Consider the following 18,441-nt stretch of genomic DNA (forward strand, 5'->3'; position numbering starts at 1 on the left):
GAATTGCATCGCGGCTGAGGCGCGCTGACGCGCACCTCAGCCGCTCGCAATGACGGGAATGGAGAGGACGCCGATCGGCGTCCTCAGATGTTGGCGCCGAGATCGGCGATGTCGTCGAACAGGATGCCTGTCCGGGACAGCAACGCCTCGAGCTCGTCGGTGGCGTCCGCAATCCCGCGCGTCGCGGTGTCGATCACCAGCTCCGCATCGAGCGGCGGCTCGTAGTCGGTGCCGATGCCGGTGAAGTTCTGCAGATTGCCGGCGCGGGCCTTGGCGTAGTGGCCCTTGGGGTCGCGGCTCTCGCAGATCTCGGCGGCCGTCGCGACATAGACCTCACGGAACAGGTCGCCGGCGACGCGACGGGCGGCCGCGCGGTCCTCGCGCGCGGGCGACACGGCGGCCACGATCGCGATGTGGCCGTTGCGAGCGAGATGGGTCGCGACCTCGGCGAGGCGACGGATGTTCTCGGCGCGGTCCTCCGGCGTGAAGCCGAGATCCTTGTTGAGGCCGGCGCGGACGGTGTCGCCGTCGAGCAGCACGGGCGCGCCGCCGCGGCCGAACAGCCGCCGCTCCAGCGCACGCGCCAGCGTCGACTTGCCGGCGCCGGGCAGCCCGGTCATCCACACCACCGCGCCCTTGTGGCGGTAGCGGTCGGCGCGCTCCTGCGGCTGCAGCGCCGATTCCACCGGCATGATGTCGACCGGCGCGGCGCGCTTGCCGGCGTCGACCGTGAGCACCAGACCGCCGCCTGCAATGCGGCCCTGGACCTCGATGACGAGGCGGCCGGTGCGCGCGTTCTCGGCGTAGGGATCGATGGCGACCGGCTGGGTCAGCGCGATCTCGATCTCGCCGACATGGTTGCGCGCGATCGCGGCATTCTGCTCGTTGGAGAGCGAGCCCGGATCGACCGCCTTCTCGATCGCGACCACGCTGCCGCGCGCCTCGCGGGTGCCGAGCCGCACCAGGATGCTGTCCCCCTTGGCGAGCGGCTGGTCGTGCAGCCAGAAGATGCGCGCGTGCAGGCGTCGGGCCGCCTGCGGCTCGCGGCCGACATGGGCGATGACGTCGCCGCGCTCGATGAACAGCTCGCGGTCGAGCGTGATGCCGACCGAGCGGCCGGCGCCCTGCGGCGCCGTCACCGGCGTCTGCGGCCAGCCCTCGACGGTCTTGATCTTGGCGATCTTGCCGGCCGGCATGATCACGATCTCGTCGCCGGTCTTGAGCTCGCCAGCCTCGACGCGGCCGGCGACGATGCGACGGTCGTCGAACTTGTAGATCGCCTGCACCGGCAGGCGCAGCGGCAGGCTCGACAGCGGCTTTGCCGGCTCCAGGCCATCGAGCGCCTCGACCACGGTCGGGCCGCCATACCAGCCGATCCGCGAGGTCAGCTGGGCGACGCCGTCGCCGTCGCGCGCCGAGATCGGAATGATCGCGACCGGCTCGACACCGAGGCCCTCGAGATGCGCGGAGATCTCGGCCTTGATCGTGTCGAAGCGCTCCTCGCTGAAATCGACGCGGTCCATCTTGTTGACGACGACCGCCACCTGCTTCACGCCGAGCAGATGCAGCAGATAGCCGTGGCGCCGGGTCTGGTCGCGCACGCCTTCGAGCGCGTCGATGATCAGCACCGCGCCGTCGGCCTGCGAGGCGCCGGTGATCATGTTGCGCAGGAATTCGGCGTGTCCCGGCGCGTCGATCAGCACGACCTCGCGCGCATTGGTGCGGAAGCGGATCTGGGTGGTGTCGATGGTGATGCCCTGGTCGCGCTCGGTCTGCAGCGCATCGAGCAGGAACGACCATTCGAACGGCATGCCGCGGCGGGCCGAGACGGCCTGCAGCATTTCGAGCTTGCCCTCGGGCAGGCTGCCGGTCTCATGCAGCAGGCGGCCGACCAGGGTCGACTTGCCGTGGTCGACATGGCCGACGATCACGATGCGGACCTGCGGACGGGTGGTGCCGTTCGGCGTGGCGGGGGCGGCTGACGGGACTCGCATGTTCATCGCCTCGTCCCCGCTCACAGATAGCCGGCGACGCGAAGCCGCTCGAAGGCGTCCTCGGTCTCGTGGTCGAGCGCGCGGCCGGCGCGCTCCGGCACCTTGGTGCTTTCGAGCTCGGCGAGAATCTCGGGGATGTTGGAGGCGTTGGACGCCACCGGGAAGGTGATGTCCTGATCGCCGAGCGAGCGGTAGCGCTTGCCGTTCCTGGACAGATAGAGCGGAATGATCGGGATGTTCTCGCGCGCGGTGTAGGCCCAGATGTCGGCCTCGGTCCAATGCAGGATCGGATGGATGCGCAAGTGCGCGCCCTGCGGCGGCGAGGCGTTGAAATGATCCCAGAACTCCGGCGGCTGGTCGCGCACGTCCCAATGGCCTTCGGCGCCGCGCGGCGAGAACACGCGCTCCTTGGCGCGCGTCGCTTCCTCGTCGCGGCGGATGCCGGCGATCAGGCCGTCGAAGCCGTGCTTGGCGAGCGCCATCTTCAGGCCTTCGGTTTTCCGCGCAGCCGAGCGGGCCGCGGGGGGCAGGGTCGGATCCACCGCGTCGATCGGCGGGCACGGCTCGACCTTGAGATCGAGGCCCCATTCCTTCGCGTAGGTGTCGCGGAAGGCGTACATCTCCGGAAACTTCTTGGCCGTGTCGACATGCATGGCCGGAAACGGCACGCGGCCGAAGAACGCCTTGCGCGCCAGCCAGATCATGACGTTGGAATCTTTTCCGAGCGACCAGAGCAGCGCCAGCTTCTTCAGCCGTGCAAAGGCCTCGCGGAGAATGTAAATGCTCTGCGCCTCGAGCTGGTCGAGATGATCCATGGTCGGTGCGGCGCTGAGGACGCGCGGCATGGAAGATGCTTGCTCGATCTCGGAAGAGGGCAACCGATCTCTGGAAACGTCGTTGGTGAGAATGTGCATGCTATCAGCCATCGCCTGCTTGGGAGAAAATTCTATGGCGAAGCCAAGGAATAATTTTCTCTTTACGTGTGCGGCGTGACACTTATATAGAAAATAATTCCAGTCAACCCCGAAGTGCCGAAACCGAAGAACGCAATGCAATATCTGCCGGTGTTTCTCGATCTGAAGACCGGCCCCGTGCTGCTGATTGGCGCGGGTGAACTCGTGCGCGCCAAGCTTCGCGTGTTGCTGTCCGCGGGCGCGCGCATCCGCTGGTTCGCCACCGACGGCGACTTCAATCTCGCGGGTCTGCGCGATGAGCACGGCCAGATCGAGCGCGCCGAAGGCGACCCGCTGAGCGCCGATCTCACTGGCGTTATCGCCGTGCTATGCGCGGGCGCCGGCGACATCGGCGTTGCGATGTCGGCGCGGGCACGCAGCGTTGGTCTGCCCGTCAACGTGATGGACGACCTCGCGCATTCCAGCTTCATCTTTCCGGCGATCGTCGATCGCGGCGACGTCGTGGTGGCGATCGGCACCGGCGGCTCCTCGCCCGTGGTGGCACGCCGCGTGCGCGAGCGCATCGAGGCGCTGCTGCCGGCGCGGATCGGCGAGCTCGCGAGCTTCATCGGCGACTTCCGCAGGACCATCAATCCGCTGATCACCGAGATGCCGCTGCGCCGCCGCTTCTGGGAGCGCATCGTCGACGGCCCGATCGGCGCGCTGGTACTGGCGGGGCGCAAGCACGAGGCCGCGGCGGCGCTGCATGGCATCGCCGATCCGACCGCGTTCGCGGGCGCGGATCATGCGGGCCGCAGCGAAGGCCATGTGACCCTGGTCGGTGCGGGCCCCGGTGATCCGGACCTGCTGACGATCAAGGCGCTGCGCGCGCTGCAGGATGCCGACGTCGTGTTCTATGACGAGCTGGTCACGCCCGAGATTCTCGATCGCATTCGCCGCGATGCCGCGCGCGTGCCGGTCGGCCGCCGCGTCGGCAAGCCCGGCATCGGCCAGGACGCCGTCAACAAGCTCTTGATCGAGGCGGCGCGCGAGGGCAAGCGCGCGGTGCGTCTCAAGGGTGGCGATGCCTACGTGTTCGGCCGCGGCGGCGAGGAGGTCGACGCGCTGCGCAACGCCGGCGTGTCCTACACGATCGTGCCCGGCATCACCGCCGGCCTCGGTGCCGCCGCGCAGTTCGAGGTGCCGCTGACCTTCCGCAGCAAGGCGCTGCGCATCACCTTCCTCACCGCGCACAAGGAGCGCGATGCCGAGGCGGTGGACTGGTCGGCGCTGACGGACACCAAGATGACGGTCGTGGTCTACATGGGCATGACGGCCGCGCCTGCCGTGCGCACCGGGCTGCTCGCCGCCGGCCGCTCGCCGCAGACGCCGGTTGGTGTGTTCGCCAAGGTCACGCGCCCCGACGCGCAGGCCGTGGTCGGCACCTTGGATCAACTGCCTGACCTCGTGGCCAAGATCGATGGCGGTCCGGCCATTCTCATCATCGGTGATGTCGTGGCGCATTCGGCGCCGTGGCGTCAGCAGAACCTCAGTGGCGTGATCGCAAAACTCCTGGAACCCGTCTGAATGACCTCTCCGCTGCAACAGAAGATCAAGATCACCGGTCCCTCGATCATCACCGCGAACCGGACCTGGGACGGCGCGGTGATCTACCGCACCGGCACCAAGAGCTGGTCGGATGAGCTGAGCGATGCTGCGATCGTGCGCACCGCCGACGAGGCACGTACGCTGTTGTCGGAGGCGGTGGCCGACGATCTCGGCGCGATCGGTCCCTATATCGCGCCGGTCGAGGTTGGCACCGACGGTGCGGTCAAGCCCGGCAATATGCGCGAACACATCCGGCTGACGGGCGCCACCATCGCGCTCCCGGCTCAAGCCTGAAGGCTCTCTCATGTACGCTTATGACGAAATCGATCGGACCCTGGTCAACGAGCGCGTCGCCGAATTCCGCGACCAAGTGAAGCGGCGCCTGTCGGGCGAGCTCTCCGAAGACGAGTTCAAGATGCTGCGGCTGCAGAACGGCGTCTATCTGCAGCTCCACGCCTACATGTACCGCATCGCCATTCCCTACGGCACGCTGTCGTCGAACCAGTTGCGCCGGCTGGCCCATGTCGCGCGCCGCTATGACCGCGGCTACGGCCACTTCACGACGCGGCAGAACATCCAGTTCAACTGGATCAAGCTCGCCGAGCTGCCCGACGCGATGGCCGACCTTGCGGAAGTGGGCATCCAGTCGATGCAGACCTCCGGCAACAACATGCGCAACGTCACCTCCGACCAGTGGGCCGGCGTGGCGCCGGGCGAGATCGAGGATCCGCGCATCTGGGCCGAGCTCTTGCGCCAGTTCACGACCCTGCATCCGGAATTCTCGTTCCTGCCGCGCAAGTTCAAGATCGCGATCACGGCGTCCGAGCATGACCGCGCCGCGATCAAGATCCACGACATGGGCCTGCGTCTGCTCAAGAACGCGCAGGGCGAGACCGGCTTCGAGGTGCTGGTCGGCGGCGGTCTCGGCCGCTCGCCCTTCATCGCCAAGACCATCAAGCCGTTCGTCCACGGCCACGACATCCTCAGCTATGTCGAGGCCATCCTGCGCGTCTACAACCAGTACGGCCGCCGCGACAACATCTACAAGGCGCGCATCAAGATCCTGGTGCACGAGCTCGGCATCGAGAAGTTCGCGTCCGAGGTCGAGGAGGAGTGGCAGCAGATCCGCGACGGCGTGCTCAAGCTCGATCAGGGGATCATCGAGGATATCCGCTCGCGCTTCTTCTATCCGGCCTACGAGACGCTGCCGCACATGCCGGAGGAGCTGAAGCAGGCCGCGCACGATCAGAAGTTCGAGGCCTGGCGCAAGAACGCGGTCTTCCCGCACAAGGCGCAGGGCTATGCGATCGTGGTCGTGTCGCTGAAGCCGGTCGGCAAGCCGCCGGGCGATGCGACCGCCGACCAGATGGATGCGCTGGCCGATATCGCAGACAAATTTTCATTCGGCGAGATCCGGGTCGGGCACGAGCAGAACCTTGCGTTGCCGCACGTGCGCAAGCGTGATCTGCCGGCGGTGTGGAAGGCGCTCGAGGCGATTGGCCTCGCGATTCCCAATGTCAATCTCGTTTCCGACATCATTGCGTGCCCGGGGCTCGACTACTGCTCGCTGGCGAACGCGCGCTCGATCCCGATCGCGCAGGAGATCACGCGCCGCTTCGCCAATCACGACACGGCGAACCTGATCGGCCGGCTGCACATCAACATCTCCGGCTGCATCAATGCCTGCGGCCACCACCATGTCGGCCACATCGGCATCCTCGGCGTCGAGAAGAACAACGAGGAATTCTATCAGATCACGATCGGCGGCCGCGCCGATGAGGGCGCCGTGCTCGGCACCCTGATCGGACCCGCGGTGCCCTATGCCGAGGTCGCCGACGTCGTCGAGGACATCGTCGAGGCCTATCTTGCGCTGCGCGCGAGCCCTGAGGAGCTGTTCGTCGATACGGTGAAGCGGCTCGGGGTCGAACCATTCAGGGAGCGGGTTTATGCCACTCGTTAAGGGCGGACACATCATCGCGGACGCGTTCGTCCGCCTCACCGACGATGCCGAGCTGCCGGCGCAGGGCGCGATCCTCGTCTCGGAGACGCGCTTTCTCGCCGGCCCGGACGCGCTGGTCAGCCGCAGCGGCGGCAAGCTCGGCGTGATCTGGCCGAACAATCGCGACGTCGACGATCTCGTGCCCTATCTCGATCGGCTCGCGCTGATCGCGCTGGTGTTTCCGAGCTTCCGCGACGGTCGCGCCTACACCCAGGCGCGTCTCTTGCGTGAGCGCTACGGCTATCGCGGCGAGCTGCGCGCGACCGGGCAGGTGCTGCGTGACCAGTTCGTGTTCATGCTGCGCGCCGGCTTCGATGCCTTCGAGGTCAAGAAGCAGACGGATGCCGAGGCCTTCACCGAGACCGTGAAACGCTATTCGGTGTTCTACCAGCCGACCGGCGACGGCCGGATCTCGGCGCTGCATCAGCGCCTGCAACTGCGCCATTCGGAGAGTGCCGGGCTGTGAGCACGCTGGCTGCATCGCCTTCGGTTGCGGAGATCCCGGTCGCGGCGCTCGACGCCACGCTGCGCACGGCCGCACCACATGAGGTCATTGCCGCTGCTCTCGAGGCGATCGGTCGCGAGCGGCTGGCGGTGGTGTCGTCGTTCGGAACGGAGTCGGCGGCGCTCCTGAAGGTGACGGCCGACGTTGATCCGGCGATCCCGGTGATCTTCCTCGACACCGGGCACATGTTCGCGGAGACGCTGGCCTATCGCGACCAGCTCATCGAGATTCTCGGCCTGCGGGACGTACGCTCGATCAAGCCCGACGCCGCGGCGCTGGCGCGCGAGGATGCCGATAACGAGTTGTGGTTCTCCGATCCCGACGCCTGCTGCCGCATCCGCAAAGTCGAGCCGCTGGCACGCGCGCTGGCGCCGTTCGCAGCCTGGATCAATGGCCGCAAGCGTTTCCAGGGCGGACTACGTGCGGCCATCCCGGTCGTCGAGCAGGACGGCGCGCGCGTGAAGTTCAATCCGTTTGCGAACGTGACGCGAGAGGACATCGCCGAAATCTACCGCTCGGCCAACCTGCCGCAGCATCCGCTGGTCGCCTCCGGCTTCCGCTCGATCGGCTGCATGCCCTGCACCAGCCGTTCGGACTCCGGCGAGGACGACCGTGCCGGCCGCTGGCGCGGCCGCGGCAAGACGGAGTGCGGCATCCACACGGTGGCGACGTCGTCGGTGTAGGCTGCATGCGGCCATGAACATCGTGTTCGTGGAGAGGGACAGCGCGGATATCGAACGACGTCCTTGGCCTCGCGGACTGCTTCACCCCTCATCCTGAGGAGCCCGCCCCGAGGCGGGTGTCTCGAAGGATGAGGCCCGGACCACCTCCGCCGACGGCACTCCAGCCGTGCGTCTTCAACACCGCCACACGCTCCCACTCAGGGGGTGCATTCCGTGGTGAGAACAAGCGATGAACAAAGTCAAGCGCGATCGGGTGTCATGCGAGTTGGATCACGCCCATTCGCTGTGCTTCGCGCCCTCACGACGACAATGTGTCGCGGCGAAGAACAGCCATCCCATTGCGCCCCGCTTCGTAGCACAATGCCCATGTCCGGCCGGAAACAAGAGAATCCGGTTTCGTTGACTCTGAACCGCACATCCGGCGATCTGCAGTGCGCGCCTGCAGCATTGCGGGCTTTGGTCAAGGGAATGGAGAGCTTGGATGATGCGGCGTGTTCTGGCTGTTATCGCGGGCCTGGCATGGGCGGGGTCGGCCGTTGCTGCCGACGTAAACCTGCTCAACGTGTCCTACGACCCGACCCGCGAACTCTATGTCGAGTTCAACAAGGCGTTTTCAGCCGCCTACCAGAAGGAGACCGGCAAGAGCGTCGAGGTCAAGCAGTCCCATGGCGGCTCCGGTGCGCAGGCCCGCAGCGTGATCGATGGGCTGCAGGCCGATGTCGTGACGCTGGCGCTCGCCTATGACATCGACGCGATCGCGGGCAAGGGTCTGCTCGACAAGGAGTGGCAGAAGCGGCTGCCGCAGAATGCCTCGCCCTATACGTCGACCATTGTCTTCCTGGTCCGGAAGGGCAATCCCAAGGGCATCAAGGATTGGGACGATCTGCTCAAGAAGGGCGTCGAGGTGATCACGCCCAATCCGAAGACGTCCGGCGGCGCGCGCTGGAACTATCTCGCCGCCTGGGGCTATGCGCTGAAGAGGTTCGGCTCGGTCGACAAGGCCAAGCAGTTCGTCGGCGACCTCTACCAGCACGTCCCGGTGCTCGACACCGGCGCCCGCGGCGCCACCGTGACCTTCGTGGAGCGCGGTGTCGGCGACGTCCTGCTCGCCTGGGAGAACGAGGCCTATCTGGCGCTGCGCGAGTTTGGCAAGGACAAGTTCGAGATCGTCGCCCCGCAGCTGTCGATCCTGGCCGAACCACCAGTTGCGGTGGTCGATTCGGTGGCCGATAGGAAGGGCACGCGGAGTGTGGCTGAATCCTACCTGAAATACTGGTATACAAAGGAAGGTCAGGAAATTGCCGCACGCAACTCCTACCGTCCGCGGGATCCCGAGGTCGCCAAGAAGTACGAGGCGGCCTTCGCCAAGGTCGAGCTGTTCACCATCGACGAGGTGTTCGGCGGCTGGACCAAGGCCCAGAAGGAGCATTTTGCGGAAGGCGGTATCTTCGATCAAATCTACAAGAATTGATCGAATCGGAAGGAACGAGTTGGTGGCAGCCGGTCTGATACGGCTTCGAGACAGTAAGGCAACAAGCTGGCGTTGCGGCGATCTGCGACATTGCGCATGAGACGCTGTCCCCGGTCTCGATTTGCCGAGACGAGGCTGGGGGCGGCGGGCGGACACCACAATCGATTCAAGCCCATCGACACCGATCATCAACGGACCAGGCCTTTTTTTGAACGTACTTGCACCACGTCGCAGCACCTTGCCGGGCTTTGGTCTCACCATGGGACTGACGCTGACCTGGCTGTCTCTGATCGTCCTGATTCCGCTTGCGGGGCTGTTCGTCCGCTCGACCGATCTCAGCCTCGACCAGTTCTGGGACATCGTCACCAGCCGGCGCTCGTTGAGCGCACTCAAGATCTCGTTCGGCCTCGCCTTCGCCGCAGCCTGCGTGAATCTCGTGATGGGCACCATCGTCGTGTGGGCGCTGGTGCGCTACCGCTTTCCGGGGCGCCGACTGTTCGACGCGATCGTCGACGTTCCGTTCGCGCTGCCGACGGCGGTGGCCGGCGTGGCACTGACTGCGCTGTTCACCCAGAAGGGCTGGCTCGGCGCGCCGCTCGCCGCGATGGGGATCAAGGTGGCGTTCACGCCACTCGGCATCTTCGTCGCGATGATCTTCATCGGCATCCCCTTCGTCGTCCGCACGGTGCAGCCGGTGCTGATCGATCTCGATCCGGAGATCGAGGAGGCGGCGGCGAGCCTCGGCGCCGGGCGCTGGCAGATCGTGACCCGCGTGATCCTGCCGAGCCTGACGCCGGCGCTGCTCACAGGCTTCGCACTCGCCTTTGCGCGCGCGGTCGGCGAGTACGGATCGGTGATCTTCATTGCCGGCAATCTGCCGAACGTCTCCGAGATCGCGCCGCTGCTGATCGTGATCCGGCTGTCCGAATTCCGCTACGCCGATGCCACCGCGATCGCGGTGGTCATGCTCGTCGTGGCGTTCCTGATCATCTTTGCCGTGAACCGGTTGCAGCGCTGGGCGCAGAGCCGGGCGCCCTTGAACTAGGACCCGACATGAGCGTGGAGATGACCCTGCAGGCGCCGTCCGTGGCATCGTCCGCGACCAGCCCGCGCTTGGCGCAGGCCGGCCGCCCCGATCCGCGCACCGAGCCGCGCCTGGTCCGCATCGTCATCACGACGTTGGCATTGGCGTTCCTGTCGGTGTTCGTGGTGCTGCCGCTGATCGTCGTGTTCGTGGAAGCGTTCGGCAAGGGCATCGCTGCCTATTTTACCGCGCTTGCCGACGCCGAGGCGTGGGACGCGATCCGCCTGACGCTGCTGGTGGCGCTGGTCTCGGTCGGCACCAATCTCGTGTTCGGCCTGTGCGCCGCCTGGTCGATCGCCAAGTTCGACTTTCCGGGCAAGACGTTCCTGATCACCCTGATCGATCTGCCGTTCTCGGTGAGCCCGGTGATATCGGGCCTCGTGTTCGTGCTGCTGTTCGGCGCGCAGGGGTTCTTCGGCCCGTGGATGCAGAGCCATGGCCTGCAGATCCTGTTCGCCTTTCCCGGCATCGCGTTGGCGACCGTGTTCGTGACCTTCCCGTTCGTTGCGCGCGCACTGATCCCGCTGATGCAGGAGCAGGGCACGCAGGAGGAGGAGGCGGCGATCTCGCTCGGCGCGTCCGGCCCGCAGACGTTCTTCCGCGTCACCCTGCCGAACATCAAGTGGGGCGTGCTGTATGGCGTGCTGCTCTGCAACGCGCGCGCGATGGGCGAGTTCGGCGCCGTCTCGGTCGTGTCCGGCCATATCCGCGGCGAGACCAATACGATGCCGCTGCTGGTCGAGATCCTCTACAACGAATACCAGATGGTCGCCTCGTTCGCGATCGCCTCGCTCTTGGCGATGCTCGCGCTGATCACGCTGGTCGTCAAAACCGTCCTCGAACGGCAACTCGATGAGGGAGGTCAGCATGACCATTGAAGTCAGGGGTGTCGTCAAGACGTTCGGCACGTTCAAGGCGCTCGACGGCGTCGATCTCAAGGTCGCCGACGGCGAATTGCTGGCGCTGCTGGGCCCGTCCGGGTCGGGCAAGACGACCTTGCTGCGGATCATCGCCGGGCTGGATTGGCCTGATGCCGGCGAGATCCTGTTCGACGGCGAGAGCGCGCTCGATCGCGGCGCGCGCGAGCGCCATGTCGGCTTCGTGTTTCAGCACTACGCGCTGTTCCGGCACATGAACGTGTTCGAGAACGTCGCCTTCGGCCTGCGCGTGCAGCCGCGCCGCGTCCGCAAGAGCGAGGCGGAGATCCGCGCGCGCGTGAAGGAGCTGCTGGATCTCGTCCAGCTCGACTGGCTCGCCGATCGCTATCCGAGCCAGCTCTCCGGCGGCCAGCGCCAGCGCATCGCGCTGGCGCGTGCGCTCGCCATCGAGCCGCGCATCCTCTTGCTCGACGAGCCGTTCGGCGCGCTCGACGCCAAGGTGCGCAAGGAGCTGCGGCAATGGCTGCGCACCTTGCATCACTCCATCAACGTCACCTCGATCTTCGTCACCCACGACCAGGAGGAGGCGCTCGAGGTGGCGCATCGCGTGGTGGTGATGGACAAGGGCCGGATCGAGCAGGTCGGCTCGCCGAGCGACGTCTACGACGCGCCGGCGACGGCGTTCGTCCACGGCTTCATCGGCGAGTCGATCATGTTGCCGGTCGAGATCACCGGCGGCGCGGTGCACCTCAAGGGACGCCCGCTCGATCTCGCGGCCGAGGGCGCGGCGGCCGGGGCCTCCACCTTGTTCGTGCGCCGCCACGACATGGTGATCGGTCCGGCCGGCAGCGGAACGCTGGACGGCGACATCACTCATGTCCGCAGCTTCGGCCCGGTGCAGCGCGCCGAAATCACGCTGGCGGAGGGCGTCGCGACGATCGAGATCGACGCCCCGCGTGACCGCGAGCTCAGGATCGGCGAGCGGGTCGGACTGAAGCCGCGGCATTATCGGATCTTTGCGGGGTGAGGGCACGTGGCCGCGTGGGTCGCGGCCAGCTCGATCCGGCGATGTATGCCGCGAGCTCCGAGCACTTGCAGCTCTGAGCCGTAGACCTCAACCAAAAAACCAGTGTCGTCCCGGACAAGCCCGACAACGCGTAGCGTTGGCGGGCGCCGATCCGGGACCCATACGCCGTGACGCCCGTTGTTGAGCCCGCTCGACCGGCATCGCGTCTCGCCACGACCGCCGCGGCGTCTAGGTCCCGGTGCGACACTAAAGTTGTGGCGCCGTCCTTGGCTTGATCACTCGGAGGGTCCGCGCCCCACAGCGCTTGACCGGGCGGACGTTATGGTTGACGAACCGTTGCCGGCAGGAATGGCCGCAATTGTCGCGATGGAACTTACCTCCGATTCACCTTTCAGCCACGGTTGATGTGCAACAACCCGCCTCTCTCGTCGGCATAGGGACTGGTTCATTGAAGCATTTGGCACTCGCTCTCTCCGTTGCATTCCTGCTCGCCGGCTGCGCGGCCGAGACGCCGGTGGTGCAGGCGCCGACCATGTATGCCGACATGGCGGTCGCGGGCGCGAAGCTCGATGCTGTCGCTGCCGCGACGATGATCTCGCAATACCGCCAGAACAACGGGCTCGGCATGGTCGAGGTCGATCCCGAGCTGATGCGGCTTGCGGAATCGCAGTCGCAGGCGATGGCCGACAAGAACAAGCTGGATCATGACGTGCGCGCCCCGCTGGCGAAGCGCTTGACCGGCGCGGGATATGATGCGGCGGTCGCGGTCGAGAACGTCTCGGCGGGCTACCACACGCTGGCGGAGGCCTTCTCGGGCTGGCGCGACTCGCCGCCGCATCGCGCCAACATGCTGAAAAATGGTGTCACAAAAATAGGCATCGCAGCGAGCTATGCTCCGAATACCAAGTACAAAGTGTTCTGGACCATGATCCTGGCCGCGCCGGACGGCAAGAAGCCCTCCTGACAGGCAGGGCTGCCGCTGCCTTGCGCAGGCCGCGTGCGCGGCGCTCGCGCGCGAGTCAGGACCGACCTAGCCCTTGGGGTGGATTGACGTCACCGCGAAGTGACGCCACGTTGGCGCCTTGCTTTGCTAATGACCGCAGTAATGACGCAACATCCATTTCCCCCGCTGCCTGCAACCCCCAGCGAATCGCAACGTGTCCTCGTCCTGCAGGGCGGCGGCGCGCTCGGCTCCTATCAGGCCGGCGCCTATCAGGCGCTGTGTCATTTCGATTTCGAGCCGGAATGGGTCGCCGGTATCTCGATCGGCGCCATCAACGCCGCGATCATCGCCGGCAACGACCGGGACAAACGCATCGGCCGTCTCAAGGAATTCTGGGAGATGGTGTCGTCGCCGGTGCCGTGGAAGCCGCTGCTCAATGGCGATCATCACCGCTCGGCCTTCAATGAGGTCAGCGCCGGGCTGATCGCAGCGTTCGGCGTGCCCGGCTTCTTCACGCCGCGCTTTCCGCCGGCGCCGCTGTGGCCGTCCGGCACGCCGCAATCGGTCAGCTATTACGACACCGCGCCGCTCAAGCGGACCCTGGAGCGGCTGGTCGATTTCGACCGCATCAACGATCTGAAGACACGCCTCTCCGTCGGCGCAGTCGGCGTCACCACCGGCAATTTCACCTATTTCGACAATGTCGAATTCAAGAAGCAGGGCAAGCGGATCGGACCCGAGCACATCATGGCGTCTGGCGCGCTGCCGCCCGGCTTCCCGCCGGTCGAGATCGACGGCGAGCATTATTGGGACGGCGGCATCGCCTCCAATACGCCGCTGGACTACGTGCTCGACACCGAGACCGATCGTGATCTCCTGATCTTCCAGGTCGATCTGTTCTCCGCACGCGGCGATCTGCCGAGGACGCTGCTGGAGGCCGCCGAGCGCGAGAAGGACATCCGCTATTCCAGCCGGACGCGGATGAACACCGACAAGAACCGCATGATCCACAACACGCGCAAGGCGCTGCGCGAGCTCTATGCCAGGCTGCCGGACGAGCTGCGCAACGATCCGTCGCTCGAGATCCTGTGCAAGGCAGCACAGGAGAACACCGTCACGGTGGTGCATCTGATCTACCGCAGCAAGAGCTACGAGACCTCGTCGAAGGACTACGACTTCTCCCATGTCGCGATGGTCGAGCATTGGGAGGCGGGCGTTCGCGACGTCCACCAGTCGATGCGTCACAAGGACTGGCTGGAGCGGCCGCAGTCCGGCGAGACCATGGTCACCTACGATCTCACGCAGGACGGCAGTCTCGCTGCCGCCAAGAAGGAGTGAAGCAATGACGACGAACCTCAAGGGCAAGACCGCGGTCGTGACCGGCTCCACCAGCGGCATCGGGCTCGCTTATGCCCGCGCCTTCGCGTCGGCCGGCGCCAACATCGTCCTCAACGGATTCGGCGGCCCCGCCGACATCGAGAAGGAGCGCGCGGCGATCGAGAGCGACTACAAGGTCAAGGCCGTGCACTCGCCGGCCGACATGAGCAAGCCGGCCGAGATCGCCGGCATGATCGCGCTCGGTGAGACCACGTTCGGCTCGGTCGACATCCTCGTCAACAATGCCGGCATCCAGTTCGTCTCGCCGGTCGAGGACTTTCCGCCGGAGAAGTGGGAGCAGATCATCGCGATCAATCTGTCGTCCGCGTTCTACGGCATCCGCGCCGCGGTGCCCGGCATGAAGAAGCGCGGCTGGGGCCGCATCATCAACACCGCCTCGGCACACTCGCTGGTCGCATCTCCGTTCAAGTCGGCCTATGTCTCGGCCAAGCACGGCATCGCCGGCCTCACCAAGACCGTGGCGCTCGAGCTCGCGACCTTCAAGATCACCTGCAACTGCATCTCGCCGGGCTATGTCTGGACGCCGCTGGTGGAGAAGCAGATTCCGGACACCATGAAGGCGCGCAACCTCACCAAGGAGCAGGTCATCAACGATGTGCTGCTGGCGGCGCAGCCGACCAAGGAGTTCGTGACCTCCGAGCAGGTCGCGGCGCTGGCGCTGTTCCTGTGCGGCGACGATGCGGCGCAGATCACCGGCACCAACCTCTCGATCGACGGCGGTTGGACTGCGGCGTAACGATCGCAGAGAGCGCCGAACGAGGCACCAGTTTCGCGCCGAGGCGGGTTTCGCTTCGGCGCGGTCCATTCTACAAGCGTGCGTTTCCACGACCAGCGCACGGACCCCTGACCTTGCTGACCACGATCATCGGCCTCGGCGCCGCCATCTGCACCACGAGCTCGTTCCTGCCCCAGGTCATCAAGGCCTGGCGGTCGCGCTCGACCCATGACATCTCGATGGGCATGTTCGTGCTGCAGACCACCGGCAACTCGATGTGGCTGCTCTACGGCGCGCTGATCAGCGACCTGCCGCTGGTCGTCGCCAACGCGATCACGCTGGGCTTGGTGGCCGCGATCCTCGGCCTGAAGCTGCGCTACGGCTAGGATGCAGACGATGGCCTTCGATCCGGTCCGCTTGAGCAAGTTCCTCAGTCTCGTGCTGCGCCACCAGCCAGATGCAATCGGCTTGGTGCTGGATGCGCAGGGCTGGGCGATCATCGATGATCTGATCGCGCGCGCGGCGGCGGCGGGGACCGTCCTCAGCCGGGCCGATCTGGAGCAGGTGGTTGCGACCAGCGACAAGAAGCGCTTCACGGTCTCGCAGGACGGGCAGCGCATTCGGGCGGCGCAGGGACATTCGGTGGCGGTGGAGCTTGGCTTGACCCCGCGCGAGCCGCCCGCCGTGCTGTATCACGGAACGGCGACGCGCTTCGTCGAAGCAATCATGGCAGAAGGCTTGAGGCCGCAGTCACGCCAGCAGGTGCATCTGTCTTGGGATGAGGCGACGGCCGTCAATGTCGGGCGCCGGCACGGCGAGCCCATCGTGCTGCGCGTCGATGCCGCAGCGATGCATCGGGATCGTTTGAAGTTCTTCGTTGCGGACAACGGCGTCTGGCTGACCGACCACGTGCCTCCGGAGTACCTGAGCGTCGACCCCGCGCCGTAACCCGCGCGCGCGTCGCAGAACGTCGCGATATCAGCTGCGGCGCGCGAACACGCTCGCGGTGGTGGACGCGACGCTCTGTCCCGGCGGCAGCACGACCACAGTCGATCCGAGCTGGACGTGATTGTAGAGGTCGGCGACGTCGGTGTTGGTCATGCGGATGCAGCCGGATGAGATCGCCTGGCCGATATATTCGGGCTGGTTGGTGCCGTGGATGCGGTACAGGGTGTCCTTGTTGCCCTCGTAGAGATAGATCGCGCGGGCGCCGAGCGGATTGGCCGGGCCGCCGGCGACGCGCTTCGGATACGGCCCGAGGCGCGCCTGGATGTCGGCGGTTGGAATCCAGTCCGGCCATTCGGCGAGCTTGCCGACCGTGGCGACGCCGGAGAAGGCCATCGCCTCCTCGCCAACGGCGACGCCGTAGCGGATCGCCTTGCGGTCGGGCAGCACGTAGTACAGGAACCGCGCATCGGTATCGACGACGATCGTGCCCGGCTGTTCCTGCCGGGTGTATTCGACGATGTGGCGCTGGAACTGTTGCGGGATCTGCGCCTCGGCATAGGGGGCGTGCGCAAGCAACTGGCGGTCGCGCGGCGTCAACGCCGCATCGGTCGATGGCGACAGCGTCGCTTCCATGCAGCCGGCCAGCATCAGGGTTCCGGCCAGCGAGAGTGCGACCCCCAGTCTCGACATCTCATTCTCCCCCAGAGCGCGATCAAGTCACCTGCCCGGAGGATCGCGCCAATATCAAGGCGTTGCACCCAACACTTGCGTGATCGCCGCGCGGGACGAGGTGTGGCGGCACCGCGCCCGCAGTTCCGCCAAGGCGAGGCCAAGATGACGCAACAGATGCGTCAACTTGGTTCCCTCAAGATGCCTTGCCGAAGGCGAGGACGTGCAGCCCGAGCCGCTGCTTGACGATGCGGAACAGCAGCACGGTCTCGAAGGCCAGCGACAGCGAGGTTGCGGCCGCGGCGCCGTAGCCGCCGAACTGCGGAACCAGCAGGATGCAGAGCACGAGGTTCATGACGAAGGCCGCCGCATAGGCCATGGCGCAGGCGCGCTGCTGGCCCAGCATGTTCAACAGTCGCTCCACCGGACCGATCGCCGACCGCACGACGAGGCCGATCGCGGCGATGAACATGATGTCGTAGCCGGCGGTGAACTGCGCGCCGAACAGAAACAGCAGCGGCTTGCCGAGCGCGAGCAGCACCAAGGTCGCCGCGAGCGACGGCCAGAATGTCCACTTGATCGCATGCGCGACATAGGCCGACAGCCGCGCTTTGTCGCCGAGCGCGTGGTACTCGGCGAAGCGATGCGCCGTCGTCGCCGACATCGCGTAGTGGATGAACGACACCAGCGCGAGCGTCTTCACCACGGCGAAATAGATCCCGACCTCCTCCGAGGAGCGGAATTGCTGCAGCACCAGCACGTCGGTGTAGGACAGCAGCAGGTAGAAGCTCTCGACCAAGAGGATCGGCAGCGAGATCGCGAGCCAGCCGCGGAGATCATATTGTCTGGGGCCCGGCTCGATGTGGCGGCCGAGCCTATGGTTCAGCACCAGCATCTGGCCGAGCATCGCGAGCCACACTGCCGCCGCGCTCGCGGCCATCGCCGCGGTGGCGCCGAGATCGAGGCCGAGCACGAAGGCGCCCGCCGTGAAGCCGATGATCAGCGTCTGGCGGATGATGAATTGCGGCATCAGGCCGAGCGTCATCCAGTCGTGCGAGCGGGCGATGCCGTCCTGGGTGTTGGCGACGACGAAGGCGGGCAGGGTCAGGCAGCCGAGATAGAGCGGCATGCGCTCGCTGGCGTCGATCCACGGCGACAGCAGCGCGATCAGGCCGGCGAGCAGCAGCGCCGCAGCGGTGGACGTCGCCAGCGTCAGCCAGCGTCCGCCGGAGAGGAAGCCGCGCAGCAGCGCCCGCTGGCCCGCGGTGCGGTAGTCCGGAATGATCTTCTGCGCCGAGGAGGCGATGCCGACATCCAGCATGCTGCCGAGCAGCAGCACCCAGGTCCAGACATAGACGTAGGTGCCGTAGTCCGAGCCGCCCATCCAGCGCGCGAGCAGGATCTGGCTGAGATAGGCGAGGCCCGCGCTGAGCACGCGGATCAGGAAGATGGTGCCGGCCAGGCGGCGCGTCAGCGACGCCTCGCCGCTGCCGCCGAGCGCAGCCAAGCGCGCCTTCAGCCGGCCTGCGAGGCCGGTCGATGCGGGGGCGTTGCGGGCATCCATCACGGCCACGGCGGGGTCCGGCTCCACGGCCGCGCGGATGGCGGCGATGGTCCTCCCTATCA

At 66.3% G+C, this 18,441-nt stretch carries 18 protein-coding genes; 14 read left to right on the forward strand and 4 right to left on the reverse strand.

Annotated elements, in window-relative coordinates:
- Nucleotides 1-83: 83 nt before the first annotated feature.
- Both cysC and cysD read right to left on the reverse strand, forming a co-directional pair.
- The gene (cysC, locus tag QX132_RS27645) at nt 84-2,000 is read right to left on the reverse strand and encodes an adenylyl-sulfate kinase (protein WP_316163344.1); all 1,917 of its coding nucleotides are present in this window, start codon (nt 1,998-2,000) and stop codon (nt 84-86) included.
- Between the two features lie 14 nt (nt 2,001-2,014).
- Nucleotides 2,015-2,809, reverse strand: a complete 795-nt coding sequence (cysD, locus tag QX132_RS27650; RefSeq protein WP_315735681.1) for a sulfate adenylyltransferase subunit CysD — start codon at nt 2,807-2,809, stop codon at nt 2,015-2,017.
- A 234-nt stretch (nt 2,810-3,043) separates the two neighbouring features.
- Here cysD and cysG point away from each other — a divergent pair, with 234 nt between their 5' ends.
- From cysG to QX132_RS27720, 14 genes are all read left to right on the forward strand, one after another.
- Entirely contained in the window at nt 3,044-4,474 is a 1,431-nt protein-coding gene (gene cysG, locus QX132_RS27655; RefSeq protein WP_316163345.1) for a siroheme synthase CysG, read from the forward strand.
- Nucleotides 4,475-4,789 (forward strand): DUF2849 domain-containing protein, encoded by a 315-nt coding sequence (locus tag QX132_RS27660; RefSeq protein WP_315734528.1) that lies wholly within the window; start codon nt 4,475-4,477, stop codon nt 4,787-4,789.
- Between the two features lie 10 nt (nt 4,790-4,799).
- A complete protein-coding gene (locus QX132_RS27665) occupies nt 4,800-6,455 on the forward strand; it encodes a nitrite/sulfite reductase (protein ID WP_316163346.1) in 1,656 nt (551 codons plus the stop codon).
- Entirely contained in the window at nt 6,442-6,960 is a 519-nt protein-coding gene (locus QX132_RS27670) for a DUF934 domain-containing protein (protein ID WP_316163347.1), read from the forward strand. The genes QX132_RS27665 and QX132_RS27670 overlap by 14 nt, the downstream gene beginning before the upstream one ends.
- Entirely contained in the window at nt 6,957-7,682 is a 726-nt protein-coding gene (locus QX132_RS27675) for a phosphoadenylyl-sulfate reductase (RefSeq protein WP_316163348.1), read from the forward strand. Before QX132_RS27670 ends, QX132_RS27675 begins: the two co-directional genes overlap by 4 nt.
- 481 nt (nt 7,683-8,163) lie before the next feature.
- Nucleotides 8,164-9,153, forward strand: coding sequence for a sulfate ABC transporter substrate-binding protein (locus tag QX132_RS27680; RefSeq protein ID WP_316163349.1), 990 nt, complete (start codon nt 8,164-8,166; stop codon nt 9,151-9,153).
- A 208-nt stretch (nt 9,154-9,361) separates the two neighbouring features.
- On the forward strand, nt 9,362-10,198 hold the full coding sequence (gene cysT / locus QX132_RS27685; protein WP_316163350.1) for a sulfate ABC transporter permease subunit CysT: 837 nt from the start codon (nt 9,362-9,364) through the stop codon (nt 10,196-10,198).
- Nucleotides 10,199-10,206: 8 nt separating this feature from the next.
- A complete protein-coding gene (gene cysW, locus QX132_RS27690; protein WP_316163351.1) occupies nt 10,207-11,115 on the forward strand; it encodes a sulfate ABC transporter permease subunit CysW in 909 nt (302 codons plus the stop codon).
- Nucleotides 11,105-12,142 carry a sulfate ABC transporter ATP-binding protein gene (locus QX132_RS27695; RefSeq protein ID WP_316163352.1) on the forward strand — a complete coding sequence of 346 codons (1,038 nt, stop codon included), beginning with the start codon at nt 11,105-11,107 and terminating at the stop codon, nt 12,140-12,142. Before cysW ends, QX132_RS27695 begins: the two co-directional genes overlap by 11 nt.
- Before the next feature lie 448 nt (nt 12,143-12,590).
- Nucleotides 12,591-13,106, forward strand: a complete 516-nt coding sequence (locus tag QX132_RS27700; RefSeq protein ID WP_315753355.1) for a CAP domain-containing protein — start codon at nt 12,591-12,593, stop codon at nt 13,104-13,106.
- A gap of 141 nt (nt 13,107-13,247) precedes the next feature.
- Entirely contained in the window at nt 13,248-14,423 is a 1,176-nt protein-coding gene (locus QX132_RS27705; protein WP_316163353.1) for a patatin-like phospholipase family protein, read from the forward strand.
- Between the two features lie 4 nt (nt 14,424-14,427).
- Nucleotides 14,428-15,219 (forward strand): 3-hydroxybutyrate dehydrogenase, encoded by a 792-nt coding sequence (locus QX132_RS27710; RefSeq protein ID WP_316163354.1) that lies wholly within the window; start codon nt 14,428-14,430, stop codon nt 15,217-15,219.
- 113 nt (nt 15,220-15,332) lie between these two features.
- Complete coding sequence (locus QX132_RS27715) at nt 15,333-15,584, forward strand: SemiSWEET transporter (protein ID WP_315713865.1); 252 nt, start codon at nt 15,333-15,335, stop codon at nt 15,582-15,584.
- 10 nt (nt 15,585-15,594) lie between these two features.
- Complete coding sequence (locus QX132_RS27720; RefSeq protein WP_316163355.1) at nt 15,595-16,146, forward strand: RNA 2'-phosphotransferase; 552 nt, start codon at nt 15,595-15,597, stop codon at nt 16,144-16,146.
- A gap of 30 nt (nt 16,147-16,176) precedes the next feature.
- Here QX132_RS27720 and QX132_RS27725 read toward each other — a convergent pair whose 3' ends face one another.
- Nucleotides 16,177-16,836, reverse strand: coding sequence for a L,D-transpeptidase (locus tag QX132_RS27725; protein WP_315753347.1), 660 nt, complete (start codon nt 16,834-16,836; stop codon nt 16,177-16,179).
- Nucleotides 16,837-17,011: 175 nt separating this feature from the next.
- Nucleotides 17,012-18,388 carry a lipopolysaccharide biosynthesis protein gene (locus tag QX132_RS27730; RefSeq protein WP_316163356.1) on the reverse strand — a complete coding sequence of 459 codons (1,377 nt, stop codon included), beginning with the start codon at nt 18,386-18,388 and terminating at the stop codon, nt 17,012-17,014.
- Nucleotides 18,389-18,441: the final 53 nt, after the last annotated feature.

The organism is Bradyrhizobium sp. SZCCHNRI20481 (genome assembly GCF_032485055.1).
Lineage (GTDB): Bacteria > Pseudomonadota > Alphaproteobacteria > Rhizobiales > Xanthobacteraceae > Bradyrhizobium.